Annotated in this window: 25 protein-coding genes and 1 other RNA gene; 4 read left to right on the forward strand and 22 right to left on the reverse strand. The window is 60.7% G+C overall.

What is annotated here, in order from left to right; genetic code table 11:
* Nucleotides 1–3: 3 nt before the first annotated feature.
* From AB4O12_RS16400 to rsmI, 15 genes are all read right to left on the reverse strand, one after another.
* On the reverse strand, nt 4–870 hold the full coding sequence (locus AB4O12_RS16400; RefSeq protein ID WP_039761388.1) for a cell division protein FtsQ/DivIB: 867 nt from the start codon (nt 868–870) through the stop codon (nt 4–6).
* A gap of 4 nt (nt 871–874) precedes the next feature.
* The gene (locus AB4O12_RS16405; protein ID WP_016773280.1) at nt 875–1849 is read right to left on the reverse strand and encodes a D-alanine--D-alanine ligase; all 975 of its coding nucleotides are present in this window, start codon (nt 1847–1849) and stop codon (nt 875–877) included.
* Nucleotides 1846–3306 (reverse strand): UDP-N-acetylmuramate--L-alanine ligase, encoded by a 1461-nt coding sequence (murC, locus tag AB4O12_RS16410; protein ID WP_039761387.1) that lies wholly within the window; start codon nt 3304–3306, stop codon nt 1846–1848. Before murC ends, AB4O12_RS16405 begins: the two co-directional genes overlap by 4 nt.
* A complete protein-coding gene (gene murG / locus AB4O12_RS16415) occupies nt 3299–4369 on the reverse strand; it encodes an undecaprenyldiphospho-muramoylpentapeptide beta-N-acetylglucosaminyltransferase (RefSeq protein WP_016773277.1) in 1071 nt (356 codons plus the stop codon). Before murG ends, murC begins: the two co-directional genes overlap by 8 nt.
* Nucleotides 4359–5576, reverse strand: coding sequence for a putative lipid II flippase FtsW (gene ftsW / locus AB4O12_RS16420; protein ID WP_016773276.1), 1218 nt, complete (start codon nt 5574–5576; stop codon nt 4359–4361). The genes murG and ftsW overlap by 11 nt, the downstream gene beginning before the upstream one ends.
* The gene (gene murD, locus AB4O12_RS16425; RefSeq protein ID WP_460059118.1) at nt 5573–6919 is read right to left on the reverse strand and encodes a UDP-N-acetylmuramoyl-L-alanine--D-glutamate ligase; all 1347 of its coding nucleotides are present in this window, start codon (nt 6917–6919) and stop codon (nt 5573–5575) included. Before murD ends, ftsW begins: the two co-directional genes overlap by 4 nt.
* Nucleotides 6920–6924: 5 nt before the next feature.
* Nucleotides 6925–8007: a phospho-N-acetylmuramoyl-pentapeptide-transferase gene (mraY, locus tag AB4O12_RS16430; protein WP_016773275.1), complete on the reverse strand. Its 1083-nt coding sequence runs from the start codon at nt 8005–8007 to the stop codon at nt 6925–6927.
* Nucleotides 8007–9374, reverse strand: a complete 1368-nt coding sequence (locus tag AB4O12_RS16435) for a UDP-N-acetylmuramoyl-tripeptide--D-alanyl-D-alanine ligase (protein ID WP_056790214.1) — start codon at nt 9372–9374, stop codon at nt 8007–8009. The genes mraY and AB4O12_RS16435 overlap by 1 nt, the downstream gene beginning before the upstream one ends.
* Nucleotides 9367–10830: a UDP-N-acetylmuramoyl-L-alanyl-D-glutamate--2,6-diaminopimelate ligase gene (locus AB4O12_RS16440; protein ID WP_016773271.1), complete on the reverse strand. Its 1464-nt coding sequence runs from the start codon at nt 10828–10830 to the stop codon at nt 9367–9369. The genes AB4O12_RS16435 and AB4O12_RS16440 overlap by 8 nt, the downstream gene beginning before the upstream one ends.
* Complete coding sequence (locus tag AB4O12_RS16445) at nt 10830–12569, reverse strand: peptidoglycan D,D-transpeptidase FtsI family protein (RefSeq protein ID WP_174823877.1); 1740 nt, start codon at nt 12567–12569, stop codon at nt 10830–10832. Before AB4O12_RS16445 ends, AB4O12_RS16440 begins: the two co-directional genes overlap by 1 nt.
* Complete coding sequence (ftsL, locus tag AB4O12_RS16450) at nt 12569–12862, reverse strand: cell division protein FtsL (protein WP_016773269.1); 294 nt, start codon at nt 12860–12862, stop codon at nt 12569–12571. Before ftsL ends, AB4O12_RS16445 begins: the two co-directional genes overlap by 1 nt.
* Nucleotides 12859–13806: a 16S rRNA (cytosine(1402)-N(4))-methyltransferase RsmH gene (gene rsmH / locus AB4O12_RS16455; RefSeq protein WP_024014247.1), complete on the reverse strand. Its 948-nt coding sequence runs from the start codon at nt 13804–13806 to the stop codon at nt 12859–12861. The genes ftsL and rsmH overlap by 4 nt, the downstream gene beginning before the upstream one ends.
* On the reverse strand, nt 13803–14258 hold the full coding sequence (gene mraZ, locus AB4O12_RS16460) for a division/cell wall cluster transcriptional repressor MraZ (RefSeq protein ID WP_007917012.1): 456 nt from the start codon (nt 14256–14258) through the stop codon (nt 13803–13805). The genes rsmH and mraZ overlap by 4 nt, the downstream gene beginning before the upstream one ends.
* Nucleotides 14259–14660: 402 nt before the next feature.
* An RNA gene (gene rnpB / locus AB4O12_RS16465) (RNase P RNA component class A) lies at nt 14661–15012 on the reverse strand.
* A gap of 73 nt (nt 15013–15085) precedes the next feature.
* Nucleotides 15086–15991: a 16S rRNA (cytidine(1402)-2'-O)-methyltransferase gene (gene rsmI, locus AB4O12_RS16470; protein ID WP_016773267.1), complete on the reverse strand. Its 906-nt coding sequence runs from the start codon at nt 15989–15991 to the stop codon at nt 15086–15088.
* Between the two features lie 177 nt (nt 15992–16168).
* Here rsmI and AB4O12_RS16475 point away from each other — a divergent pair, with 177 nt between their 5' ends.
* From AB4O12_RS16475 to AB4O12_RS16490, 4 genes are all read left to right on the forward strand, one after another.
* Nucleotides 16169–17980, forward strand: coding sequence for a penicillin-binding protein activator (locus AB4O12_RS16475; protein WP_073473468.1), 1812 nt, complete (start codon nt 16169–16171; stop codon nt 17978–17980).
* Nucleotides 17980–18342: a YraN family protein gene (locus AB4O12_RS16480; RefSeq protein WP_016773265.1), complete on the forward strand. Its 363-nt coding sequence runs from the start codon at nt 17980–17982 to the stop codon at nt 18340–18342. Before AB4O12_RS16475 ends, AB4O12_RS16480 begins: the two co-directional genes overlap by 1 nt.
* Before the next feature lie 101 nt (nt 18343–18443).
* Nucleotides 18444–19037 carry a phosphoheptose isomerase gene (locus AB4O12_RS16485; RefSeq protein ID WP_008082788.1) on the forward strand — a complete coding sequence of 198 codons (594 nt, stop codon included), beginning with the start codon at nt 18444–18446 and terminating at the stop codon, nt 19035–19037.
* Entirely contained in the window at nt 19034–19612 is a 579-nt protein-coding gene (locus AB4O12_RS16490) for a BON domain-containing protein (RefSeq protein WP_024014250.1), read from the forward strand. Before AB4O12_RS16485 ends, AB4O12_RS16490 begins: the two co-directional genes overlap by 4 nt.
* 153 nt (nt 19613–19765) lie before the next feature.
* Here AB4O12_RS16490 and AB4O12_RS16495 read toward each other — a convergent pair whose 3' ends face one another.
* The 7 genes from AB4O12_RS16495 to rplM form a co-directional block, all read right to left on the reverse strand.
* On the reverse strand, nt 19766–20179 hold the full coding sequence (locus tag AB4O12_RS16495; RefSeq protein ID WP_016773263.1) for a ClpXP protease specificity-enhancing factor: 414 nt from the start codon (nt 20177–20179) through the stop codon (nt 19766–19768).
* A 16-nt stretch (nt 20180–20195) separates the two neighbouring features.
* Nucleotides 20196–20813 (reverse strand): glutathione S-transferase N-terminal domain-containing protein, encoded by a 618-nt coding sequence (locus AB4O12_RS16500; protein WP_007961620.1) that lies wholly within the window; start codon nt 20811–20813, stop codon nt 20196–20198.
* 146 nt (nt 20814–20959) lie between these two features.
* Entirely contained in the window at nt 20960–21742 is a 783-nt protein-coding gene (locus tag AB4O12_RS16505) for a cytochrome c1 (protein ID WP_305381514.1), read from the reverse strand.
* Nucleotides 21742–22953 (reverse strand): cytochrome b, encoded by a 1212-nt coding sequence (locus AB4O12_RS16510; protein WP_016773261.1) that lies wholly within the window; start codon nt 22951–22953, stop codon nt 21742–21744. The genes AB4O12_RS16505 and AB4O12_RS16510 overlap by 1 nt, the downstream gene beginning before the upstream one ends.
* On the reverse strand, nt 22953–23546 hold the full coding sequence (gene petA, locus AB4O12_RS16515; RefSeq protein WP_007917031.1) for a ubiquinol-cytochrome c reductase iron-sulfur subunit: 594 nt from the start codon (nt 23544–23546) through the stop codon (nt 22953–22955). Before petA ends, AB4O12_RS16510 begins: the two co-directional genes overlap by 1 nt.
* Before the next feature lie 273 nt (nt 23547–23819).
* Nucleotides 23820–24212, reverse strand: a complete 393-nt coding sequence (gene rpsI, locus AB4O12_RS16520) for a 30S ribosomal protein S9 (RefSeq protein WP_003228056.1) — start codon at nt 24210–24212, stop codon at nt 23820–23822.
* 14 nt (nt 24213–24226) lie between these two features.
* Nucleotides 24227–24655: a 50S ribosomal protein L13 gene (gene rplM / locus AB4O12_RS16525; protein ID WP_003228062.1), complete on the reverse strand. Its 429-nt coding sequence runs from the start codon at nt 24653–24655 to the stop codon at nt 24227–24229.
* Between the last annotated feature and the right edge of the window lie 205 nt (nt 24656–24860).

A 24860-nucleotide genomic window follows, 5' to 3' on the forward strand; every position in this document is an offset into this window, starting at 1 on the left:
TTCTTAATTCTTTGCGACAGCGGGTTGGGCTGTCGTCGGCGCTACGGGTTCCCGCCAGCCAACAGCGAGGCCGTTGGCGTAGCGCAGATCGATGCGCGCAATGTTCGTAATCTGCTCTTTCAGCGTCTTGTCATAGATGGCGATAAAGCGGCGCATCTTTTCCACCAGGTTGCCGCGTCCCAGCAGCAACTCGATGCCGGGGCCGGAACTGCCGGCACCGGTGGTCAGGAACCAGCTGCCGCGTTCACGCAATTCCAGGCGTGCAATCGAAAAACCCAGCGGGCGCAGCATCTGGCTCAGCACCTGATACTGCTGCATCACCTGCTGCTGAGCCCGTTGTGGGCCGAACAGCTGCGGCAGGTGTTCGTAGTTCGCCAGTTCCTTGGGCGTGAACGCCTGGCCCTGGTTGTTGAGCAACGACTCGTCGCCCCAACGCGCCACCGGCAATTGCTCTTCGAGGCGGATCACCACCTGATCCGGCCACACCCGACGCACTTCGGCGTGGGCGATCCACGGCATCTGCTCGAGCTCGGTACGCATACCGGCGAGGTCGATGGTGAAGAAGCTCGACGCCACGAACGGCGCGATCCGCTGCTGCACCGCCTGCTGGCTGATGTAGCTGAGGTCGCCCTGCACCGCGATCTTGCTGATCGGCCGGTCGGCGTACGGCAGCAAACGCTGCGCGCCTTCGTAGGTACCAAAGCCCAGCGCCACCAGCAGCACCGGCCAGAACAGACTTTTCAGAAAGCTGAAATTGGCTTTCGGCAGGCGCGCGGACATCGGCTCTTTCGCCACCATTCGGCTGGCACCCCGCGGCACCGGCTTGCGGCCGGGTGCGGGTGGCTGATGTCTGAGATGAGCGCCTTGCATGGTCTTAACCTCGCGCCTCTGTTGCGCCTGCGTCTTCAACGCTGGCGGCCAGAATGGCCAGAACCAGTTGCTGGAAATCCAGACCGGCAGCCCGCGCCGCCATCGGCACCAGGCTGTGATCGGTCATGCCCGGTGCGGTATTGACTTCGAGGAACCAGAACTGCCCGTCGGCGTCCTGCATCACGTCCGCCCGACCCCAACCGGCGATACCCAGCGCCTCACAGGCCTTGGCCGTGAGTTCCATGAGTTCCTGTTCCTTGGCCGCGTCCAGCCCGCACGGAATGCGGTACTGGGTATCGTTGGCGATGTACTTGGCGTCGTAGTCGTAAAATGTGTGCGGTGTACCCAGGGCGATTGGAGGCAACACCTGGTCACGCAGGGTGGCGATGGTGAACTCCGGACCTTGAATCCATTGCTCGACCAACACTTGCGAATCGTAGGTACTGGCCGCTTTCCATGCGTCGATCAACTCGGACGCAGAATTCACTTTGGCCATCCCGATACTTGAACCTTCATGCGCCGGTTTGACGATCAAAGGCAGGCCCAGTTCCGTCGCTGCGGAAATACAATCGGCTTCGCTGCACAGCACGGCGTGACGCGGCGTCGGAATCCCGAGACTGTGCCAGACCTGCTTGGTGCGCAGTTTGTCCATCGCCAGTGCGGAAGCAAGAATGCCGCTGCCGGTGTACGGGATGCCGGCGCACTCGAGCAGGCCCTGCATGCTGCCGTCTTCACCGCCGCGACCGTGGAGAATGATGAACGCGCGGTCGATCTTTTCGCTGAGCAGACGCTGCAGGAAGTCTTCGCCCACATCGATGCCGAACGCATCGACGCCAGCGCTTTGCAGCGCCTCGAGCACGGCATTGCCGGATTTCAGCGAAACCTCACGCTCGGCACTCAGGCCGCCGAAGAGCACGGCGACGCGGCCGAAGTCTTTCGGCGCGATGGTGGAGAACAGCTTGGCGTAGGCAGCAGTCATTTCAACTTCCCCTCGACCGGCGCCGCCACGGCGCCGGCGAACAATTCACTTTTCAACAGCTTCGGCGCGAGACCGCCGATATCACCAGCGCCCTGACACAGCAGAATGTCACCGGCGCGCAGCAGCGGCTTGACCAACGGCGCCAGGTCAACGCCACGCTCGATGTAGATCGGGTCGAGCTGACCGCGCTGGCGGATGCTGTTGCACAGCTTGCGGCTGTCGGCGCCCGGGATCGGCTCTTCGCCGGCCGGATAGACTTCCATCAGCAGCAGCACGTTGGCGTCGGCCAGTACATTGACGAAGTCGTCGTACAGATCACGGGTGCGGCTGTAGCGATGCGGCTGGTAGACCATCACCAGACGACGCTCCGGCCAGCCACCGCGCACGGCTTTGATCACGGCAGCGACTTCGGTCGGGTGGTGCCCGTAGTCGTCGACCAGCATCACGTTGCCGCCATCTACCGGCAGTTCACCGTAGACCTGGAAGCGCCGACCGACACCCTGGAAGCCTGACAGGCCCTGAACGATGGCTTCATCGCTGACGCCTTCGTCGGTGGCGATGCAGATGGTCGCCAGCGAGTTGAGCACGTTGTGGTTGCCGGGCATGTTCACCGACACATCCAGCGGCTCGCGATCCGGGCGCAAGACGGTGAAGAAGGTCTGCATGCCCTGCTGGCGCACATTGATCGCGCGCACATCGGCGTCTTCGCTGAAGCCGTAGGTCACGGTCGGACGCTTCACCAGCGGCAGGATTTCGCGCACCACCGGATCGTCCAGGCACATCACCGCCAGCCCGTAGAACGGCAGGTTGTGCAGGAATTCGACGAAGGTTTTCTTCAGTTTGTTGAAGTCACCGTCGTAGGTCGCCATGTGGTCGGCGTCGATGTTGGTGACCACGGCCACCAGCGGCTGCAGATGCAGGAAGCTAGCATCGCTTTCGTCGGCTTCGGCGATCAGGTAACGGCTGGTGCCGAGCTGGGCATTGGTGCCCGCTGCATTCAGACGACCACCAATTACGAATGTCGGGTCCAGACCACCGGCCGCGAACACCGAAGCGATCAGGCTGGTGGTGGTGGTTTTGCCATGGGTACCGGCGACGGCGATACCGTGGCGATAGCGCATCAGCTCGGCGAGCATTTCTGCACGCGGCACCACTGGAATGCGGCGCTCAAGGGCAGTCGCCACTTCCGGGTTGGACGTGTTTACTGCGCTCGACACCACCAGCACGTCGGCGGTAGCCGCGTTCTCGGCACGGTGACCGATGAAGATCTGCGCGCCAAACGATTCCAGGCGCTCGGTGACCGGCGAGGCTTTCAGGTCGGAACCGGAGACTTGATAGCCCAGGTTCAACAACACTTCAGCGATACCGCACATGCCCACGCCGCCGATGCCGACGAAGTGGATGCGACGGATGCGGCGCATTTCCGGTTGTGGCATGGCTTTCTGATTCTCAACCATGGGCCACCTCCAGACAGGTATCGACCACGCTACGGGTGGCATCGGGTTTGGCCAGTCGGCGGGCCGCTTGGGCCATTGCTTCGAGTCGTTGCGGTTGCATCAAGACCTCTGTCAGGCGCGCGGCAAGATCCGCGGCACCAGTCGTTCTTTGCGGCATCAGGAAGGCAGCGCCTTCGCGGGCCAAATAATCGGCGTTGCGGGTCTGGTGATCGTCGATCGCGTGGGGCAAGGGCACCAGCATCGAGGGCAGACCGGCGGCCGCCAGCTCACTGATGGTCAACGCGCCAGCGCGGCACACCACCAGGTCAGCCCAGCCATAGGCCTGGGCCATGTCTTTGATGAACGGCTGCACCTGCGCTTCCACACCCACGGCGCGGTAACGCTCGGCAGTCACTTCATCGTGATTTTTGCCGGCCTGATGAAACACTTCCGGGCGCAGGTCGGCAGCGACTTGGGCCAGGGCTTCAGGCAGCAATTTGTTCAACGGTTCTGCGCCCAGGCTGCCGCCAAGGATCAGCAAACGCGCTTTGCGCCCGGCCAGTGCCGGTCGCGATGTGTCGAGGAACAGCTCGCTGCGCACCGGATTACCGGTGGTACGGCGGCTGTCCGACAGAGTAAAGGTGTCGGGGAACGCTTCACACACTCTGGCGGCGAACGGCACCAGCAACCGATTGGCGGTGCCGGCGACAGCGTTCTGCTCGTGAACGATCACCGGCACGCCAGCCAGTTTCGCGGCAAGACCACCAGGGCCGGTCACATATCCGCCAAAGCCAACCACGCACACCGGTTTCAGGCGGCGCATGATCGCCCGCGCCTGCCACACCGATTTGAGCAACATCAGCGGCGCCTTGAGCAGCGACAGCTTGCCCTTGCCGCGCAGACCGCTGGCGTTGATCCGGTGCAGTTCAAGCCCTGCCGCCGGAACCAGTTCGTTTTCGATCCCGCGTGGCGTGCCGAGCCAGTGCACGGTGTAGCCGCGAGCCTGAAACTCGCGGGCACAGGCCAGCGCCGGGAACACGTGGCCGCCGGTACCGCCGGCCATGATCAATACGTTAGCGCCCATGAGTCGGCTCCTCGGCGAAGTCGCTCTCCTGGAATTCCATCTCTTCGCTGCCCAGGTGGGTCCGACTCTCCCACTCGATGCGCAGCAACAGGCCCAGACAGGCGCAGCAGATCACCAGCGAGCTGCCGCCGTAACTGAGGAACGGCAAGGTCAGACCTTTGGTTGGCAGCAGGCCGACGTTCACACCGATGTTGATCAGGAACTGACCAATCCACAGGAACGACAAGCCGTAAGCCACGTAAGCGGCAAAGAACTGCTTGGCCTTCTCCGCCCACAGGCCGATGTACATGCCGCGAATACACACGAACACGAACAGCGCGACGGTGCACAGCGAACCGACTGCACCGAGTTCTTCGGCGAGCACCGAGAACACGAAGTCGGTATGCGCTTCCGGCAGGTAGAACTGCTTCTGCACGCTGTTGCCCAGGCCGACGCCCAGCCACTCGCCGCGACCGAAAGCGATCAAGGCCTGCGACAACTGATAGCCGGCACCGAACTGGTCGGCCCACGGGTCGGCGAAGTTGGTCAGACGCGCCATTCGATACGGCTGCATCTGGATCAGCAGAACCACCGCGCCAACCGCCAGCACCACCATCAGCGAGAAGCGGAACAGCCCGACCCCGCCAAGAAACAGCATCGCCGCCGCCGCGCCCATCATGACTACGGTGGCACCGAAGTCCGGTTCCATCAGCAACAGACCCGCCATCGGCAGCAGCACGATGAACGGCTTGAAGAAGCCCATCCAGCTCTCGCGCACTTCTTTCTGCCGGCGCACCAGATAACCGGCGAGGTAGATCACCACGAACACCTTGGCGATTTCCGACGGCTGCACGTTGAAGAAGCTGAAACCGATCCAGCGCATCGAACCGTTCACTTCGCGGCCGATGCCGGGGATGATCACCATCACCAACAGGCCGAACGCACCGATCAGCATCATCCAGCCGAGGCGCTGCCAAGTGGCGATCGGGATCATCATGGTGACAATGCACGCGCCCAGACCCAGCACCACATAGATAAGGTGGCGAATCATGTAATACAGCGGGCTGCCCGACTGCGCCGCCGCCACTTCGGTGGACGCCGAAGCGATCATGATCAGGCCCAGGCCGAGCAGCGCCAGGCAACCGGCGAGCATCGGGAAGTCGAGGTCGATGCCACGCCCGGTGATCAGCGGCGACGGGTACGGCTTGATGATGTTTCTCAGGTTCATGCCAGTTCCTCCACCGCGCGGACGAACTGGTGACCACGGTCTTCGTAATTCTTGAACATGTCGAAACTGGCGCAGGCCGGCGACAGCAGCACCACATCGCCCGGTTGGGCAGCGGCGCGGCATTGCGCGACGGCGTCGACCAGCGAGGTCGCGCGGATCAGCGGCACGGCATCGCCAATGGCTGCGCCGATCTTGTCGGAGTCGCGGCCCATCAGGACCACAGCGCGGCAGTTGGCCGCCACCGGATCGCGCAGATCGTTGAATTCGGCGCCTTTGCCGTCACCGCCGGCGATCAGAATGACCTTGCCGTCGATGTCCGCACCGAGGCCTTCGATCGCGGCCAGAGCGGCGCCAACGTTGGTGGCTTTGGAGTCGTTGTAATAAGCCACGCCGTCGAGATCGCGCACCCACTGGCAGCGGTGTTCGAGCCCGGCAAACGTGCGCAGCGCCGCGAGCATGGCGTCGAACGGCAGACCCACAGCGTGCCCCAGTGCCAATGCGGCGAGAGCGTTGGACTGGTTATGCGCACCGCGAATCTTCAGTTCACGCACCGGCATCAGGTTCTGGAATTCGAAGGCCAGGTACTTCTCGCCGTCTTCTTCGCGAATGCCGAACGCCTTGAAATCCGGTTTGCTCAGGCCAAAGGTCCAGCATGGCTGACCTTCACCGATCAATGGACGGCTCAGGGCGTCCTGACGGTTGACCACAAACTGCTTCGCGCCCCGGAAGATCCGGTGCTTGGCCAGGTGATAGGCCGGCAGACCGCTGTAGCGATCCATGTGGTCTTCGCTGATGTTCAGCACGGTGGCGACTTCGGCGTTGAGCTGGTCGGTGGTTTCCAGTTGAAAACTCGACAGCTCCATCACATACAACTCGACGTCATCGCTGAGCAGATCCAGCGCCGGGGTGCCGAGGTTGCCACCGACAGCGACGCGCTTGCCCGCCGCAGCCGCCATCTCGCCGACCAGCGTGGTCACGGTGCTTTTCGCGTTGGAGCCGGTGATCGCGATGATCGGCGCCCGCGCGTTACGCGCGAACAGTTCGATGTCGCCAGACATTTTCACGCCACGGGCAGCGGCGGCTTGCAGGGCCGGAGTCGCCAGCGCCAGGCCGGGGCTCACGTAGAGCTCGTCGGCACGGCAGAGGAATTCGACGTCCAGCTCGCCACAACGCACTTCCACGTGCGGATAGTCACGCTTGAGCGTGGCCAGTTCCGGTGGATTTTCCCGCGTGTCGGCCACAGCAAACGACGTGCCCCGGTTCGCCAGGAAGCGAACCAGGGACATGCCGCTCTTGCCGAGGCCGACAACGATGCGGAAGTGGTCAGAAGCGATCAGAGACACTCGTTCTACCTCAGCTTCAGGGTGGCAAGGCCGACCAGGACGAGAATCACGGTGATGATCCAGAAACGGACGATCACGCGCGGCTCGGGCCAGCCCTTGAGTTCAAAGTGGTGGTGGATCGGCGCCATGCGGAACACGCGGCGACCGGTCAGCTTAAAGGAGGCAACCTGAATGACCACTGACAGGGTTTCCATCACGAACACGCCGCCCATGATGAACAGGACGATTTCCTGACGAACGATCACCGCGATGGTGCCCAGTGCCGCGCCGAGTGCCAGTGCACCGACATCGCCCATGAACACTTGCGCCGGATAAGTGTTGAACCACAGGAAGCCCAGACCCGCGCCGATCAGCGCGCCGCAGAAGACGATCAACTCGCCCGCGCCCGGCACGTAAGGAATCAGCAGGTATTCGGCGAATTTCACGTTACCCGACAGGTAGCAGAAAATCCCCAGGCCGCCGCCGACCATCACGGTTGGCATGATCGCCAGACCATCGAGACCATCAGTCAGGTTGACCGCGTTGCTCGAACCGACAATCACAAAGTAGGTCAGCACGATGAACCCGGCGCCCAGCGGAATGCTGTAGTCCTTGAGCATCGGCAGAATCAAGGTCGTTTCCACCGGCGTCGCGGCAGTCATATAAAGGAAGATCGCAGCGCCGAGGCCGAACACCGACTGCCAGAAATACTTCCAGCGGCTCGGCAGGCCACGGGAGTTCTTCTCGATGACTTTGCGGTAATCGTCGACCCAGCCGATGGCGCCGAACAGCAGGGTCACCAGCAGCACCACCCAGACGTAGCGGTTGCTCAGGTCAGCCCAGAGCAAGGTGCTGACGCCGATCGAAGACAGAATCAGCGCGCCACCCATGGTCGGCGTACCGGATTTGGACAGGTGCGATTGCGGACCGTCGTTGCGCACCGATTGGCCGATCTGACGGTTCTGCAGAGTACGGATCATCCACGGGCCATAGCACAGCGACAAGACCAGCGCGGTCAGCACACCGAGAATCCCGCGCAGGGTCAGGTACTGGAAGACCGCGAAGCCTTTGTAGAACTGTTGCAGATACTCCGCTAGCAGCAGCAGCATTAATGTTTCTCCAGACTGGACCCGCACAGAGCCGCAACGATGTTTTCCATCGCTGCGCTGCGCGAACCCTTGATCAAAATGGTGGTGTTTGTGTCCTGCTCCGCGGCGAGGGCCTGGATCAGCTCGGCCTGGGTGCCGAAATGCTGCGCCTGCTCACCGAAAGCGTTTACCGCGTGGACCATGTTCGGCCCGACCGCGTAAAGCGCGGAAACCTTGCCTCGGGCGTACTCGCCCACGTCGCGGTGCCCCTGCTCCGCCCAGTCGCCCAACTCGCCGATATCCCCGAGCACCAGGACGGTGCGGCCGGAAAAGCCGGCGAGTATATCAACGGCCGCGCACATCGAGGTGGGGTTTGCGTTGTAGGTGTCATCGATGACGCGCATGCCGTTTTTTGCCAGTTGCGCGACGGTGCGCCCCTTGACCGGTTGCACCGCACCGAGGCCGGTGGCGATGCCGAACAGCGACACGCCCAAGGCGTGAGCAGCAGCGGCGGCAGCCAGGGCATTGGCGACGTTATGAGTACCGAGCAGGTTCAGTTGCACGCGCTCGCTACCTTCAGGGGTGTGCAGGTTGAACGCCGGGCAACCGCGGGCATCAGTGGCCAGATCGCTGGCGTGGAAATTCGCCTCGCTGTTGCTCAGGGCGAAGGTCAGCACCTGACGACCGGCAGCGCGGGTCTTCCAGATACCGAAAGCCTTGTCATCGAGGTTGAGCACGGCGATGCCATCGGCGGCCAGGCCTTCGATGATTTCACCTTTGGCTTCGACGATTTTTTCCGGACCGCCGAACTCACCGACGTGAGCGGTGCCGGCGTTGTTCAGGATCGCTACGTGCGGCTTGGTCAGGCCGACGGTGTAGGCGATTTCACCGAGACGCGAAGCGCCCAGTTCGATGACAGCCGAGGTGTGTTCCGGCGCCAGTTCGATCAGGGTCAGCGGTACGCCGAGGTCGTTGTTCAGGTTGCCACGGGTCGCCAGCACCGGACCGCGCGTGCGCAGGATGCTCGCGAGCATTTCCTTGACCGTGGTCTTGCCACTGGAACCGGTCACCGCCGCCACTGGCTGGGTGAACGCAGCACGGTTCAACGCGCCGAGTTGGCCCAGCGCCTGACGGGTGTCCTTGACCAGCAATTGCGGCAGCGCGCTGTCGGCGACTTCGCGCTCGACCAGTGCCGCCACGGCGCCTTTGCCGGCAACGTCGTTCAGATAATCATGACCGTCGAAACGCGGGCCGGTCAGGGCGATGAACAACTGGCCGGGCTGGATCGCACGGCTGTCGATGCTGACGCCGTCGAAACTCGCATCAGCGCCGATCAAACGGGCTTCGAGGACGTTGGTCAGTTCACTGAGTGTCAGGGCCTTAAGCATGGGCCACCTCCCACGCGGTCAGGGCATGATCGGCCTCGACCAGATCGGAAAAGGCATGGCGCACGCCGTTGATTTCCTGATAGTCCTCGTGACCTTTGCCGGCCAGCACAATGACGTCATCAGCGGTTGCGCCAGCAATCAATTGCGCAATGGCCTGGCCGCGACCGGCGACGAAAGTGACTTTATCCACAGCGGTGAAACCGGCGCGGATGTCGTCGAAAATCACCGCAGGATCTTCGGTGCGCGGGTTGTCGTCGGTGACCAACACCTGGTCAGCCAGACGCTCGACCACTTCGGCCATCAACGGACGTTTGCCGCGATCGCGATCACCGCCGCAGCCGAACAGGCACAGCAGTTGGCCTTTGACGTGCGGGCGCAGTGCTGTGAGAACCTTTTCCAGCGCATCCGGGGTGTGGGCGTAATCGACCACCACCAGCGGTTGCGTACCACCACCCAGACGCTGCATGCGACCGGCCGGGCCTTCGAGCTTCGGCAGCACTTTGAGAATTTCGTCGAGGGCGTAATCCAGACCGAGCAAGGCGCCGACTGCGGCCAGCACGTTACTCAGGTTGAAACGACCAAGCAGCGTACTGCGCAGGTGATGCTCGCCCTGCGGCGTGACCAGCGTGGCGCGTACACCATGGTCGTCGAACTGCGCTTCGCGGCAGAACAGGTAGGCACTGCTGTCGAGCAGGCTGTAGGTGATCAAACGCGACTCGCGTTTTTCCGCCGCCAGTTGCCGGCCGAAATCGTCGTCGAGGTTGACCACGCGGCACTTCAGGTCATTCCAGGCGAACAGCCGGGCCTTGGCCTCGGCGTACGCCTGCATGGTGCCGTGATAATCCAGGTGATCGCGGGACAGGTTGGTCATCACCGCCACGTCGAAGGCCAGCGCGGTGACCCGGCCCTGATCCAGACCGTGGGACGACACTTCCATGGCCACGGCTTTCGCGCCGGCCTTTTTCAGGTCGCCCAGGGTCGCTTGCACGGCAATCGGATTCGGCGTGGTGTGCAGGCCGCTTTCCAGCGCGCCGTAGAAACCGGAACCCAGCGTACCGACGATGCCGCAATGCTGGCCGAGCAGATCCAGCGCCTGCGCGACCAATTGGGTCACGCTGGTCTTGCCATTGGTGCCGGTGACACCGATCAGGTTCAGGTGATGACTCGGCTCACCGTAAAAACGCCCGGCAATGTCCGAAAGTTGCGCCGCCAGACCCTTGACCGGAATCAGCGGCACGTCAGTGATCGGCAGCACGGTGGCGCCTTCGACTTCATAAGCCACGGCAGCCGCGCCGCGTTGCAAGGCATCGGCGATATGCGCACGGCCATCGAAACGGCCGCCGGGCACGGCAAGAAACAAGTCGCCGGCGCGCACGTTGCGGCTGTCCAGCGCCAGTTCACGGATCAACAGATCGTGGCCGGCGTGGGGAAATATCTTGTTCAGACTTAATGACATCAGCCGCGCCCTCCATTGGCTTTCAGCGGAACGACCGGGGTGGCGTTGGCCTGTTGGGTGGTCGGCAGGTTGTCCGGGGTCACGTTCATCAGGCGCAGGGTGCCGGACATCACACGGCTGAACACTGGCGCCGACACCAGACCACCGAAGTAACCGGCCTTGGTTGGCTCATCAATCACCACAACAATGGCGTAACGCGGATCGCTCATCGGGCCGAAGCCGGCGAACAGCGAACGGTAGGAGTTTTCTGCGTAGCCCTTGGTGCCGACCGAAGTCTTGCGCGCGGTACCCGACTTGCCGCCGACGTGATAAGCCGGCACCTGCGCACGGAACACGCCGCGCGGCGCTTCGATTACCTGCTGCAACATGCCCTGCATGGTTTTCGCCACGGCTTCCGGCAGCACTTGGGTGGTCTGCGGCATCTTGTCGGTTTTGATCAGCGTCAGCGGCGCGAGACGACCGTTGTTGGCCAGTGCCGAGAACGCGTGCACCAACTGGATCGCGGTCACGGAAATACCATAGCCGTAAGACAAGGTTGCAGTTTCAGCCTTGCGCCATTCGCGGTAGTTGGGCAGATTGCCGACGCGTTCGCCGGGGAAGCCCAGGCCGGTGTCCTGACCGAGGCCGACTTTCTGCGCGAGACGGAAAATGGTTTCGCCGCCGATATCGAAGGCGACTTTACTCATGCCGACGTTACTGGAATTGATCAGGATGCCGGTCAGATCGAGCACTGGCCCTTCGGTCTTCGACACGTCTTTAATGGTGTATTTGCCGATCTGCAACGAGCCCGGATACACCTCGACGGTGTCGCTCGGTTTCCAGCGGCCGGTTTCGATTGCCGCGCTCATGGAAATGGCTTTCATGGTCGAACCCGGCTCGAACACGTCGATCATGGCGCGGTTGCGCATCATCGCCGGTTGCAGGTTGCGACGGTTGTTCGGGTTGTAGGTCGGCTGGTTGACCATGGCCAGGATCTCGCCGGTCTTTACGTCCATGATCACCAGACTGCCGGCCTTGGCGCCGTTTTCGATGATCGCGTTGCGCAGCTCGCGGTTGGCCAGGTATTGCAGACGCAGGTCAATCGACAACGCCAAGGGCTTGCCGGCCTTGGCGTTCTTGGTGACTTGAACATCCTTGATCAACCGGCCACGGCGATCCTTGATGACTTGTCGTTTGCCCGGCACCCCGGCCAGCCATTCGTCATAGGCCAGCTCGACGCCTTCGCGACCGTGATCGTCGATGTCGGTAAAGCCGACCATGTGCGCGGTGACTTCACCGGCCGGGTAGAAGCGGCGGAATTCTTCGATGCCGTAGACGCCCGGCACTTTCAGATCGAGCACAGCCTGACCCTGCTCGGGGGTCAGCCCGCGCACCAGATAAATGAATTCTTTGTTGGCCTGGGCTTCGAGGCGTTCGCTCAGCGCTTTCGGGTTCTGGCCCAGCGCGGCGGCGAGTGCCGGCCACTTCTCTTTGGCCGACTGCATTTCCTTGGCGTTGGCCCACAGCGTGGTCACTGGGGTACTGACAGCCAGAGGCTCGCCGTTACGGTCGGTGATCAGGCCACGGTGCGCCGGAATCGGAATATGCCGCAGGCTGCGCGCATCGCCCTGCCCTTTGAGGAAGTCACGGTCGACCACTTGCAGGTCGATGATGCGCCAGCAGATCGCTGCGACCATCAGACCGAGCAGCGCCACCATCAGGCGGAAGCGCCATGGGAACAGCGCGCCTTCGAGTTTCATCATGGCGCCACCATCTTCACGTCAGCCGCGCCAGGTATGTGCATCTTCAGTTGTTCGGTGGCCAGCACTTCGATGCGGCTGTGCGCAGTCCAGGTGCTCTGCTCGAGAATCAAGCGGCCCCACTCGGCCTGCGCCTTGTCGCGCACGCTCAGTTCGTTATAAAGGGTGTTGAGCAACTGCCGGTTCCAGTGCGCGCTGTACGACACGGCAATGGCCGAAAACAGCACGCCGATAAACAGCAGCAGCATCAGAAAGCTGCCGCCGGGCAGTGGTTTGGCGAAAAGCTTGCTCACCGCAACTTCTCCGCGACACGCATGACGGCGCTACGGGAACGTGGGTTGGCTTTGAGTTCGGCGTCGGAGGCCGTCTGCGCTTTGCCGTGGATTTTGATTTTCGGTTCGAAGGCGACGTGGCGAACCGGCAGGTTGCGCGGCAGGTTGTCGGCCTCGCCTTTCACCAGCTTGCGCATGAACAGTTTGACGATGCGGTCTTCCAGCGAGTGGAAGCTGATGACCACCAGACGGCCGCCAACTTCCAGCGCTTCCAGCGCGGCGTCGAGGCCGGCTTCCAGATCGCCGAGTTCGTTATTGACGTGAATGCGCAAACCCTGGAACGCGCGGGTAGCTGGGTTCTTGCCCTTTTCCCACGCCGGGTTGGCGACTTTCAGCACTTCGGCCAGATCGGCGGTGCGCTCGAACGGCTTGATGTCACGGCGCTCGGCGACGGCACGGGCCATACGCCCGGAGAAACGTTCTTCGCCGTATTCCTTGAACACCCGGGCGATTTCTTCCACCGGCGCGGTGTTGACGAATTCGGCAGCGCTGATGCCACGGGACGGGTCCATGCGCATGTCAAGTGGACCGTCATTGAGGAAACTGAAGCCGCGCTCGGCATCATCGAGCTGCGGCGACGACACGCCGAGGTCGAGCAGAATGCCGCTGACCTTGCCGGTCAGGCCTTGCTCGGCAACCACCGAACCGAGCTCGGCAAAGCTGCGCTGCACAACGACAAAGCGGCCGTCTTCGGCCGCTAGCGTTTGCCCGGTGGCAATCGCTTGAGGATCCTTATCGAATCCGATGAGTCGACCGTCCGGCCCGAGCTGGCTGAGGATCAGCCGACTGTGCCCGCCGCGCCCGAACGTGCCGTCCAGATAGCAGCCATCAGGACGTACGGCGAGAGCCTCGACGGCTTCGTCAAGCAGTACGGTGATGTGGTTAAAGCCGCTATCAATAGTCACAGGATCAAATCACGCAGTTCATCAGGCATCGCGCCCGGTTGTTGAATAGCAGCAAGGTCAGCGGCAGATACCGCATTCCATGCATCCTCGTCCCACAATTGGAACTTGTTCAGTTGGCCGACCAGCATCGCGCGCTTATCGAGCTTGGCGTATTCGCGCAAACGCGGCGGAACCAGGAAACGACCACTGCCATCGAGTTCGAGGTCGACGGCATTACCAATCAATAAACGTTGCAGGCGACGGTTCTCTTCGCGAAGCGAAGGGAGTGCGCGCAACTTGGTTTCAATAATTTCCCACTCATCGAGCGGATAGACACACAGGCACGGATCAACGGCATCAATGGTCACGATCAATTGGCCGGAACTGCGCGAATCGAGCTCGTCACGGTACCGGCTCGGCATGGCGAGACGGCCCTTTGCATCGAGACTGATAGCGTTAGCTCCGCGAAACACGTCAGCGTTTCTCCAATTTTTATCGTTTTGAGCTCAAAAAACCCACTTCATGCCACTTTCCGCCACTTGCGCACACTATAGGAATGCGCCCACCACACCGTCAAGGCGCGGATTAAAGGAAAAGCCTTACAGAACGGAGATTTAGCGACGTAAAAGGAGGCTCAACGAGAATCTGACGTGAAGTTTTGGTCAATAACTTGATGCAGCACTGAAAGCTGCGCTCGAAAGTTAAAGTAGTTTGTTAAGAGTAAGATTTTTTCGGTATTACAAAGGCGCTTCGGCTGTTGATTGAAGCAGGGTGGGAAAAGGCTATTACCGCGTTTGCCGCTGCCGGAATTTCAGACCAGGCCGGCTGATATTACACAGCCGCGTCTTTTTTGTTTCAAGCAGGGAAAGAAAAAGGTGGAGAGTCGATCTGTAAGCCGGGTTCTGTCTTGAACAGTCATTCGTCTACGATGGCCATCACTGGACATCTTTAGCAACCTACCCGGTCCCAGCGCGGGCCACGCCTTGGGACCCTATTTGGTCTTGCTCCAAGTGGGGTTTACCTAGCCACGAACTGTTGCCAGACGTGCGGTGCGCTCTTACCGCACCTTTTCACCCTTACCGGCGCTTGCGCGCTTAGGCGGTTATTTTCTGTGGCACTTTCCGTAGGCTCACGCCTCCCAGGCATTACCTGGCACTTCGCCCTATGGAGCCCGGACTTTCCTCCCCCCTAATTTTCATAGAGGGCAGCGACTGTCCGATCGACTCTCCGCCGCGAAGGTTAACGGCAGAGCGCCGGAAGAACAAGCGCTAAAACCCTCAGGAACGCCATGGGCGACGGCTTACACGCCTTTCTGTTTATCCAGCGCCACCTGATACAACACGTTTTTGCGCTCGCCAGTGATTTGCGCTGCCAGTGCGGCGGCGCGCTTGAGCGGCATTTCCTCAAGCAGCAAATCGAGGATGCGCATGGCTTCGCTGCTGACCGCGTCCTCCGACTCCGGCGCCGTCCAGCCGGCCACCAGAACCACGCACTCGCCGCGCTGCTGATTGCTGTCGGACTCGACGAACGCACGCAGTTCGCTGAGCGGCAGGCCTTTGAGGGTTTCGAAGGTTTTGGTGATTTCCCGCGCCAGCAGAGCCTGACGCTCGCCGCCAAACACTGCTTCCATATCCTGCAGGCATTCGAGAATGCGATGCGGCGCTTCATAGAAAATCAGCGTGCGCGGTTCTTCTTTAACCGCTTCCAGACGCGCTTTGCGTCCGACCGACTTGGCCGGCAGGAAACCTTCGAAGATAAAACGGTCGGACGGCAATCCCGCCGCCGACAGCGCCGCGATCAAAGCGCAGGCACCCGGCACCGGCACCACGTTGATGCCGGCGGCACGGGCCTGACGCACCAGGTGATAACCCGGATCGGAGATAAGCGGCGTGCCGGCATCGGAGATCAGCGCGACGTTGTCGCCCGCCAGCAATCGGGTAATAAAGCGGCTACCCTCATCCCGTTCGTTGTGTTCGTGACATGCGGCCAGCGGCGTACCGATGCCGAAGTGCTGCATCAGGCGCGCCGAATGCCGGGTGTCTTCCGCTGCAATCAGCGCCACTTCACGCAGGATTTTCAAGGCCCGGGCGCTGATGTCGTCCAGGTTGCCGATGGGCGTCGCCACCACATAAAGCGAGCCAGCAGCGGAATTCAAAGGACCTGGAGCAGTCAAAGCGCACACCTCGTGATCGGTAAAAGCGGCCATTGTAGCGCGTCATGAGGCTTGCGATGCGCTCCCGCCGAGTGCGGTTTTTCGCCCGGTTGTGCGCTGCCGCAACATTTACTCCAGCTAAATTGACCGATTCACGCCAGTAACATCGCGCCCCGGCCAGTGCTTGGGTACAATTCCACGCTAATTTGATCGAGTATCAGGAACACTTACATGATCGCTTGCCTGCGGCTGTTCACTGCCCTCTGCCTCGCTGCCTTGTTGGCCGCGTGTGCCAGCTCCCCTTCCTCCAGCCTTGGCGAACTTCCACGGACTCCGGACGCCAGCATCGAGCAACTGCTCGAACAGGCTGCGCAGGCTAAAACCCCGGAACAAGCCGCCCTGCTGCGCCTGAGCGCGGCGGACCAGGCTTACCGCCAAGGCAATGCCGGCCAGTCCGCGCAAATCCTGCAACAAGTGCCGGTGGAGCAACTCAAGCCAGGCCAGCAGATTTTCGCCAATACGCTGTCCGCCGAACTGGCCATGACGCGCAATCAGCCGAAAGCTGCGCTGACCGCCCTGAGCCATCCGAGCTTCCAGAAGCTCGGGGAAATGCCGGAAGAGCAGCAAGTGCGCACTGGCACTGTTCACGCCCGCGCCCTTGAAGCCGATGGCCAGACACTGGCCGCTGCCCGTGAGCGTGTGTTCATCGCACCGATGCTGGAAGGCGAAGCGGCGAGCAAGAACCACGAAGCGATCTGGACCCTGATCGCTTCGCTGCCAACCGATCAATTGCAACCGAACAACACCGACGATCTCGGGGGTTGGATGGCTCTGGCGCAAGCGGTGAAAACCGCAGGCACGTTGGAACAGCAACAAGCCGCGATCGACAACTGGCGTGCGCAGAATCCAAAGCACCCGGCGGCGATCAACCTGCCGCTGCCGCTGACCAAGCTCAAGGAACTGGCCAGCCAGCCACTGAGCAAAATCGCCCTGCTGCTGCCACAGGACGGCCAGTTGGCGTCGGTCGGCAAAGCGCTGCGTGAAGGCTTCATGGCCGCGCATTATCAGGCGCAACAGGCCGGCCAGAACCCACCTGCCATCGAGTTCTACGACAGCTCGAAGCTGACTTCGATGGACGAGTTCTATCGCAAGGCTCAGGCTGACGGCGTGCAACTGGTAGTCGGCCCGCTGGAAAAACCACTGGTCAAGCAACTGAGCACTCGCCCGCAACTGCCAATCACCACCCTGGCGCTGAACTACAGCGAAGGCGAGCAAGGCCCGGCGCAGTTGTTCCAGTTCGGCCTGGCGGCTGAAGACGAAGCTCGCGAAGTTTCCCGTCGCGCTCGTGCCGACGGCCTGCATCGCGCCGCTATCATGGTACCGAAGGGCGAATGGGGCGATCGCGTCCTGCGTGCCTTCAGCCAGGACTGGCAAGCCAATGGCGGCAGCATCGTTGCCACCGAGCGTGTCGATCAGCCGGTGCAACTGGCCCAGCAGATTGCCGACATGTTCCAGCTGCGCCAGAGCGAAGCCCGCGCCAAGAGCCTGCAGAATGTTGCCGGCACCAATGTCGCCGCGCAGCCTTCGCGTCGTCAGGACATCGAATTCATCTTCTTGGCCGCCACGCCGCAACAGGCCCAGCAGATCAAGCCGACCCTGAATTTCCAGTACGCCGGTGACGTCCCGGTCTACGCGACCTCCCACGTCTACAGCGCCAGCGGCGACGTCAATCAGTACAACGACATGAACGGCATTCGCTTCTGCGAAACCCCATGGCTGCTGGAAACCAGCGATCCGCTGCGCCAGCAAGTAGCTGCGCAATGGCCGCAAGCCAATGGCAGCCTCGGTCGCCTGTACGCCATGGGCGCCGACGCCTATCGCCTGGCACCGCGCCTGGGCCAACTCAAGGCCCTGCCGGACAGCCGCATCGAAGGTCAGTCGGGCAGCCTCGGCATGACCCAGACCCAGCGCGTTGTGCGCCAGTTGCCGTGGGCACAGTTCGTCAGCGGTCAGGTGCAGCGCCTGCCGGACACCCCGCGCTGATGCCCGACAGGTCACGCTCGCAAAGCGGCAAGGATGCCGAGCGCCAGGCGCTCGAACATCTGCAACAACAAGGTCTGCGCCTGTTGGCGCAGAACTGGTTATGCAAACGCGGCGAGCTTGATCTGGTCATGCTTGATGGCGATACAGTAGTATTCGTTGAAGTTCGCTACAGAAAAAACACTCAATGGGGTGGCGCGCTCGCCAGTATCGACGAGCGCAAGCAGCAGAAACTGATCTTTGCAGCACAGTATTTTCTTCAGCGCGAGTCGCGTTGGGCCAATTCCCCCTGCCGCTTCGATGTGGTGGCAATCGACAGCCACCCGAATCAGCTGAACTGGTTGCAGAATGCTTTCGACAGTTGATCGCCTGCACCCTGCCCCGTTTTCGTCCGACACATTTTGCTCTTTGCTTTGCCGGCTGCACATTCACGTGCCGAACAGCCGCGCCACTTAAGGTCACACAGATGGACATGCAATCCCGAATTCGCCAGCTTTTTCAGGCCAGTATCGACACCAAGCAACAGGCGATGGACGTACTTGCACCGCACATCGAGCAAGCCAGCCAGATCATGGTCAACGCCCTGCTCAACGAAGGCAAAATGCTCTCGTGCGGCAACGGTGGTTCGGCCGGCGATGCCCAGCATTTTTCTTCGGAGCTGCTCAACCGCTTCGAGCGCGAGCGTCCGAGCCTGCCGGCGATTGCGCTGACCACCGACACTTCGACGATCACCTCGATCGCCAACGATTACAGCTACAACGAAGTGTTCTCCAAGCAGATCCGCGCGCTCGGCCAGCCGGGCGATGTATTGCTGGCGATTTCGACCAGCGGCAACTCGGCGAACATTATTCAAGCGATCCAGGCCGCACATGATCGCGAAATGATTGTCGTAGCTTTGACCGGACGCGATGGCGGCGGCATGGCGTCGCTGCTGTTGCCCGAGGACGTAGAGATTCGCGTACCGGCCAACGTCACTGCACGTATTCAGGAAGTCCACTTGCTGGCGATCCATTGCCTCTGCGATCTGATCGACAGCCAACTGTTCGGGAGTGAAGAATGACCCCTAATCGCCTTGGCCTTCTGGCCTTGACCCTGTGCCTCGGCATCAGCGGCTGCACCTCGGTGGTAAATGCCAGCCGTGAAGCGCCGATCGAAGACGACCGTGGCACGCGCACCTTCGGCAGCAAGATCGACGACTCGCTGATCGAAACCAAAGCAGGCGTGAACATCGCCAAGGCCGATCCGGCACTGGACAACGACTCGCACATCGTCATTACCAGCTTCAACGGCGTGGTATTGCTCGCCGGCCAGACGCCACGCGAAGACCTCAAGGCCAAAGCCGAACAGGCCGCCGCCAACGTCCAGCGCGTGAAGAAGGTGCATAACGAACTGCAAGTGCTGCAACCGTCCTCCCTGCTCGCGCGCCAGAACGACGCGTGGCTGACCACCAAGATCAAGACCCAGATGCTCACCGACGCCAGCATTCCTGGCTCGCGCATCAAAGTCGTGACCGAGAATGGCATCGTCTATCTGCTGGGCCTGCTGACCAAACAGGAAGCCACTCAGGCAACCAATCTGGTTCAGGGTGTGTCCGGTGTGCAGAAGATCGTGAAGCTGTTCGAATACATCGACTGACCTGATTACGCAGGAGTTGTGTAGGAGCTGACAAGTGCAACGAGGCTGCGATCTTTTGATCTTGCTTTTAAAAATCAAAAGATCGCAGCCTCCGGCAGCTCCTACACGACCAATGCAGGCACAAAAAAGGCGATCCATCCGGATCGCCTTTTTTTATTTCACAACCTTCAAGCTTGGCCGGCCACTCGGACGTGGCGGCTCGCTGCCCGGTGGCGGCGAGTCGTCATCCGGATCGATGTCTTCCTCGTCGTCCATCGGCAACTCGAGGTCAAACACCATGCCCTGGCCGTTCTCCCGGGCGTAGATGCCCAGGATCGCGCTGATCGGCACGTAGAGACTGTGCGGAACACCGCCGAAGCGGCCTTCGAACGTGACCACGTCGTTATCCATGTGCAGATGACGCACGGCACTCGGCGAGATGTTCAGGACGATCTGGCCGTCACTGGCAAAACCCTGTGGCACCTGCACCGCCGGGTACTCGGAGTTGACCAGCATGTGCGGGGTGCAATCGTTATCCACAATCCACTCGTAGAGCGCGCGGACCAGATAAGGTCGACTGGAGTTCATAGCGGCTCCTTAAGCCTTAGCGCATATCGCGTTCGACACCAGACAGACTCGCCTGGAAAGCCTCACGCGCAAACTGACGCTCCATATAATCAAGCAGCGGCTTGGCCGGCCGCGGCAGTTCAATACCCAGAATCGGCAAACGCCAGAGTATGGGTAATAGGCAGCAATCCACCAGACTTTGTTCCTCACTGAGGAAGAACGGTTTGTCGGCAAACAGCGGCGAAACGCCGGTCAGGCTTTCGCGCAATTCCTTGCGCGCCACGACCCGTGCGGCCTCTTTGCTCTTGGGATCCAGAATCAGATCCACCAGCCCGCACCAGTCACGCTGAATCCTGTGGATCAGCAGACGACTGTTGGCCCGCGCCACCGGATAAACCGGCATCAGCGGCGGGTGCGGGTAACGCTCATCCAGATACTCCATCACCACGGTCGACTCCCACAACGCCAGGTCACGATCGACCAGCGTCGGCAGACTGCCGTAAGGGTTCACCTCAATCAGTTTAGGCGGCTGGCGGCCCGCTTCCACGTAGATGATTTCGGCGCTGACACCCTTCTCTGCAAGCACGATGCGCACTCGGTGGGAATAGTGGTCGGCGGGGTCGGAGTAACAGGCCAACCGATTGGTCACGCCCATGGCGATCCTCCTCGCTTGTTGAATTTGTCGGAACCGGAAAAACGCGCGCGCCCAGAGGGCACCTCCCGCAGGGTCTGACTGAGCAGATCCTGCTTTAGCGGAGGCGCCCTTGGGCGCGCGCGATTAACAGCAATGCTTGAAGCGTATCAGTGCACGTCTTTCCAGTATTCACGCTTGAGCAGGTAGGCGAACACAAAGAAGAACGCCAGGTACAGCAAGACATAAGTACCGATGCGCTGATGTTGCAGCTTAACCGGGTTAGCCGAGTAAGCCAGGAAGGTTACCAGATTCTTGACCCTCTCATCGAACTGCTCTTCGTTCAGAGCACCGGACTTCGGCACGATGGTCAACTGATCACACGCTTCATGAGTCAGCGGCGTGCCGGTCAGCGGATCGTATTGCTTCTTGCCGTCCTCGACGATCTGCACCTGCTTGCAGCCGACGACCTGCCGACCTTGCAGGCCGACCAGCACGTTAGGCATGCCGACGTTCGGGAAGACCTTGTTGTTCACGCCCCATGGACGCGCCGGATCTTCGTAGAACGACTTCAGGTAACCGTAGAGCCAGTCGGTGCCACGTACCCGCGCTACCAGAGTCAGGTCCGGCGGCGCTGCGCCGAACCAGGTCTTGGCGTCGGCCGGCTGCATGCCGATGTTCATGTGGTCGCCAATCTTGGCACCGGTGAACACCAGCTTCTCCAGCATCAGCTCGTGCGGGATGCCAAGGTCATCGGCGACGCGCTCGTAACGCTGGAACTTGGCACTGTGACAACCCATGCAATAGTTGGCAAAGGTCCGTGCACCATCCTGCAGGGCGGCTTTGTCGGAGACGTCGATATCGACACTTTCCAGTTCCGGACCATGGCCCCCGGCAGCAAAAGCCAGGGAAGGCAGCGCAGTAAAAATCAGAGCAAGAAATAACTTTTTCATCAGCCAGTCACCCTTTCCGGAACCGGTTTGGTCTTCTCGAGCCGGGTGTAGAACGGCATCAGAATGAAGTAGGCGAAATACAGGAAGGTGCAGACCTGCGACAGCAACGTGCGCCCCGGCGTCGGCGCAAGAACGCCGAGGATGCCGAGAATCACGAAAGAAATGCAGAACACCACCAGCCAGATTTTGCTCATCCAGCCCTTGTAGCGCATCGACCTCACCGGACTGCGATCCAGCCATGGCAGCACGAACAGCACCGCAATCGCCGCACCCATGGCGATAACGCCCATGAGCTTGTCCGGCACCGCACGCAGGATTGCGTAGAACGGAGTGAAGTACCAGACCGGGGCAATGTGCTCAGGCGTCTTGAACGGGTTAGCCGGCTCGAAGTTTGGTTTTTCGAGGAAGTAGCCGCCCATTTCCGGGAAGAAGAACACAATAAAGCAGAAGATGAACAGGAACACCACGACGCCGACAATGTCCTTCACCGTGTAGTACGGGTGGAACGCGATGCCGTCCAGCGGGATGCCGTTTTCGTCTTTGTGCTTCTTGATATCGACGCCGTCAGGGTTGTTCGAGCCCACTTCGTGCAGCGCCAGAATGTGCAACACCACCAGACCGAGAATCACGATCGGCAGCGCGACAACGTGCAAGGCGAAGAATCGGTTCAGGGTGATTCCGGAGATCAGGTAGTCACCACGAATCCACTGGGTCAGGTCATCGCCGATCAGCGGAATCGCGCCGAACAGCGAGATGATCACCTGGGCGCCCCAGTACGACATCTGGCCCCACGGCAGCAGGTAACCCATGAACGCTTCGGCCATCAGTGCCAGGTAGATCAGCATGCCGAACACCCAGACCAGCTCGCGCGGTTTCTGGTACGAGCCGTAGAGCAGGCCGCGGAACATGTGCAGATAGACGACGATGAAAAACGCCGAAGCGCCGGTCGAGTGCAGCAGACGCAGGATCGAACCGTACTCGACGTCGCGCATGATGTATTCGACGGAGGCGAAGGCCTCTTCTGCCGACGGCGTGTAGCTCATCGTCAGCCAGACACCGGTAACGATCTGGTTGACCAGCACCAGCAGCGCCAGTGAGCCGAAGAAATAGAAGAAGTTGAAGTTTTTTGGTGCGTAATATTTGCTGAGATGGTCTTCCCACATTTTGGTCGCGGGAAAGCGCGCATCAACCCAATCCATGAACTTGCTCATCACGCTTTCTCCGTATCGACGCCAATGACAATCAGGTCATCGGTCTCATAGGAATGCGGGGGAACTGGCAGGTTCAAAGGCGCAGGTTGCGACTTGTAGACGCGGCCAGCCAGATCGTAGTGGGAGCCGTGGCACGGGCAGAAATAGCCGCCTACCCAGTCCTTGCCCAGATCCGCAGGTGCCACTTCGGGACGGAAGGTCGGTGAGCAACCCAGGTGCGTACAGATCCCGATCAGCAGGAGAATCTCCGGCTTGATCGAGCGTACTTCCGGGTCGACATAAGTGGGTTGCGTGGAGTTTTTGGAGGTCGGATCGGAGAGCTGACCCTCGATCTTCTTGAGATTCCCCAGGATTTCCTCGGTACGGCGGACAATGAACACCGGCTGGCCGCGCCATTCAGCAATCATCTGCTGGCCTGGCTCGATTTTGCTGACATTCACTTTCACCGGTGCACCGGCAGCTTTCGCCTTGGCACTGGGAAACCATGACCCCACGAACGGGACCGCAGCCCCCACCGCTCCTGCAGCACCCACCACGGATGTGGCTGCCACCAGGAAGCGACGCCGGCCTGCATTCACGCCGTCATTGCTCATTCAGTCCTCTCCCATCAGCTTTTTTGGCCTGTTAAATCAGGCGTCTACTAAATAAATCAAATGTTACTTATAAAAATTTTGCCCGAATGGTAATGAAAACCCCCAATTCTGACAAGGTTAATTCCCCGGGGCTCAACCCCTCAAGCCTTGGAGTATAGGGGGTCTACGGCTGTGGCAAGTTGTCACAACGCAATTCTTTGATAAATCGCACGCATAAAAAAACGCCCGCTTCCGTGAGGAGGCGGGCGTTCTTTTTTGAACGTGGAAGCGGAATTAACGCTTCGAGTACTGCGGACGCTTACGCGCTTTACGCAGACCAACTTTCTTACGTTCAACTTCACGGGCGTCGCGGGTAACGAAGCCAGCTTTGCGCAGAGCGCTACGCAGGGTTTCGTCGTAGTCCATCAGAGCGCGGGTGATGCCGTGGCGGATTGCGCCAGCCTGACCACTTACACCACCGCCGATCACGGTGACGTAGATGTCGAACTTCTCGACAGTCTCGGTCAGCTCCAGCGGCTGACGAACTACCATGCGGGCAGTTTCGCGGCCGAAGAAGTTATCCAGCGAACGGTTGTTGATGGAGATGTTACCAGTACCCGGACGCAGGAAAACGCGTGCGGTTGCGGTCTTGCGACGGCCAGTGCCGTAATTTTGAGTCGCCGACATAATGAACTATTCCGTTAAATCTTCAGTTCTTGGGGCTGCTGAGCAGTATGAGGGTGTGCAGCGCCCGCATAGACTTTCAGCTTACGGTACATGTCGCGACCCAGTGGGTTTTTAGGCAGCATGCCTTTAACCGCGGTCTCGATCACGCGCTCAGGGGCTTTGGCGATCAGCTTTTCAAAGTTGATCGACTTGATGCCGCCCGGGAAACCGGAGTGGGAGTAGTACATTTTGTCAGTGGTTTTAGCGCCGGTAACACGGATCTGCTCGGCGTTGATGACGACGATGTAGTCGCCGGTGTCAACGTGAGGAGTGTACTCAGGCTTGTGCTTGCCACGCAGACGGCTCGCGATTTCGGTGGCCAGACGACCCAGGGTCTGACCAGCAGCGTCGACGACAAACCAGTCGCGCTTTACTGTTTCCGGTTTAGCAGTAAAAGTTTTCATTCTTTATAGCCTCAGGGGCCGCCTGTAAATAAGACGGCGGATCTTACTGAATAGTGCGTACTTTGACAAGTCAAAGGCAGCCGGATACAGACGCTTTCGGGGGCTCGGGTCGGCGCGTCCGTTCAACGGCAAGATTCTTCGGCGGCGGCGCATCACTTCCACTGCAGAAAGAGGTCGGCAATTATGCAGATTGCGAAAAATTTTT

Source organism: Pseudomonas sp. S2_A05, assembly GCF_054668485.1.

Coding starts and splice junctions, on each gene's coding strand:
- rplM (WP_003228062.1), bottom strand. CDS start 24,655: ATGAAAACTTTTACTGCTAAACCGGAAACAGTAAAGCGCGACTGGTTT.
- AB4O12_RS16440 (WP_016773271.1), bottom strand. CDS start 10,830: ATGTCATTAAGTCTGAACAAGATATTTCCCCACGCCGGCCACGATCTG.
- rpsI (WP_003228056.1), bottom strand. CDS start 24,212: ATGTCGGCGACTCAAAATTACGGCACTGGCCGTCGCAAGACCGCAACC.
- AB4O12_RS16400 (WP_039761388.1), bottom strand. CDS start 870: ATGCAAGGCGCTCATCTCAGACATCAGCCACCCGCACCCGGCCGCAAG.
- ftsW (WP_016773276.1), bottom strand. CDS start 5,576: ATGAACCTGAGAAACATCATCAAGCCGTACCCGTCGCCGCTGATCACC.
- AB4O12_RS16480 (WP_016773265.1), top strand. CDS start 17,980: ATGCCCGACAGGTCACGCTCGCAAAGCGGCAAGGATGCCGAGCGCCAG.
- AB4O12_RS16505 (WP_305381514.1), bottom strand. CDS start 21,742: ATGAAAAAGTTATTTCTTGCTCTGATTTTTACTGCGCTGCCTTCCCTG.
- murG (WP_016773277.1), bottom strand. CDS start 4,369: ATGGGCGCTAACGTATTGATCATGGCCGGCGGTACCGGCGGCCACGTG.
- AB4O12_RS16445 (WP_174823877.1), bottom strand. CDS start 12,569: ATGAAACTCGAAGGCGCGCTGTTCCCATGGCGCTTCCGCCTGATGGTG.
- mraY (WP_016773275.1), bottom strand. CDS start 8,007: ATGCTGCTGCTGCTAGCGGAGTATCTGCAACAGTTCTACAAAGGCTTC.
- AB4O12_RS16435 (WP_056790214.1), bottom strand. CDS start 9,374: ATGCTTAAGGCCCTGACACTCAGTGAACTGACCAACGTCCTCGAAGCC.
- AB4O12_RS16475 (WP_073473468.1), top strand. CDS start 16,169: ATGATCGCTTGCCTGCGGCTGTTCACTGCCCTCTGCCTCGCTGCCTTG.
- AB4O12_RS16495 (WP_016773263.1), bottom strand. CDS start 20,179: ATGAACTCCAGTCGACCTTATCTGGTCCGCGCGCTCTACGAGTGGATT.
- rsmI (WP_016773267.1), bottom strand. CDS start 15,991: ATGGCCGCTTTTACCGATCACGAGGTGTGCGCTTTGACTGCTCCAGGT.
- murC (WP_039761387.1), bottom strand. CDS start 3,306: ATGGTTGAGAATCAGAAAGCCATGCCACAACCGGAAATGCGCCGCATC.
- AB4O12_RS16485 (WP_008082788.1), top strand. CDS start 18,444: ATGGACATGCAATCCCGAATTCGCCAGCTTTTTCAGGCCAGTATCGAC.
- AB4O12_RS16500 (WP_007961620.1), bottom strand. CDS start 20,813: ATGGGCGTGACCAATCGGTTGGCCTGTTACTCCGACCCCGCCGACCAC.
- AB4O12_RS16405 (WP_016773280.1), bottom strand. CDS start 1,849: ATGACTGCTGCCTACGCCAAGCTGTTCTCCACCATCGCGCCGAAAGAC.
- AB4O12_RS16490 (WP_024014250.1), top strand. CDS start 19,034: ATGACCCCTAATCGCCTTGGCCTTCTGGCCTTGACCCTGTGCCTCGGC.
- AB4O12_RS16510 (WP_016773261.1), bottom strand. CDS start 22,953: ATGAGCAAGTTCATGGATTGGGTTGATGCGCGCTTTCCCGCGACCAAA.
- petA (WP_007917031.1), bottom strand. CDS start 23,546: ATGAGCAATGACGGCGTGAATGCAGGCCGGCGTCGCTTCCTGGTGGCA.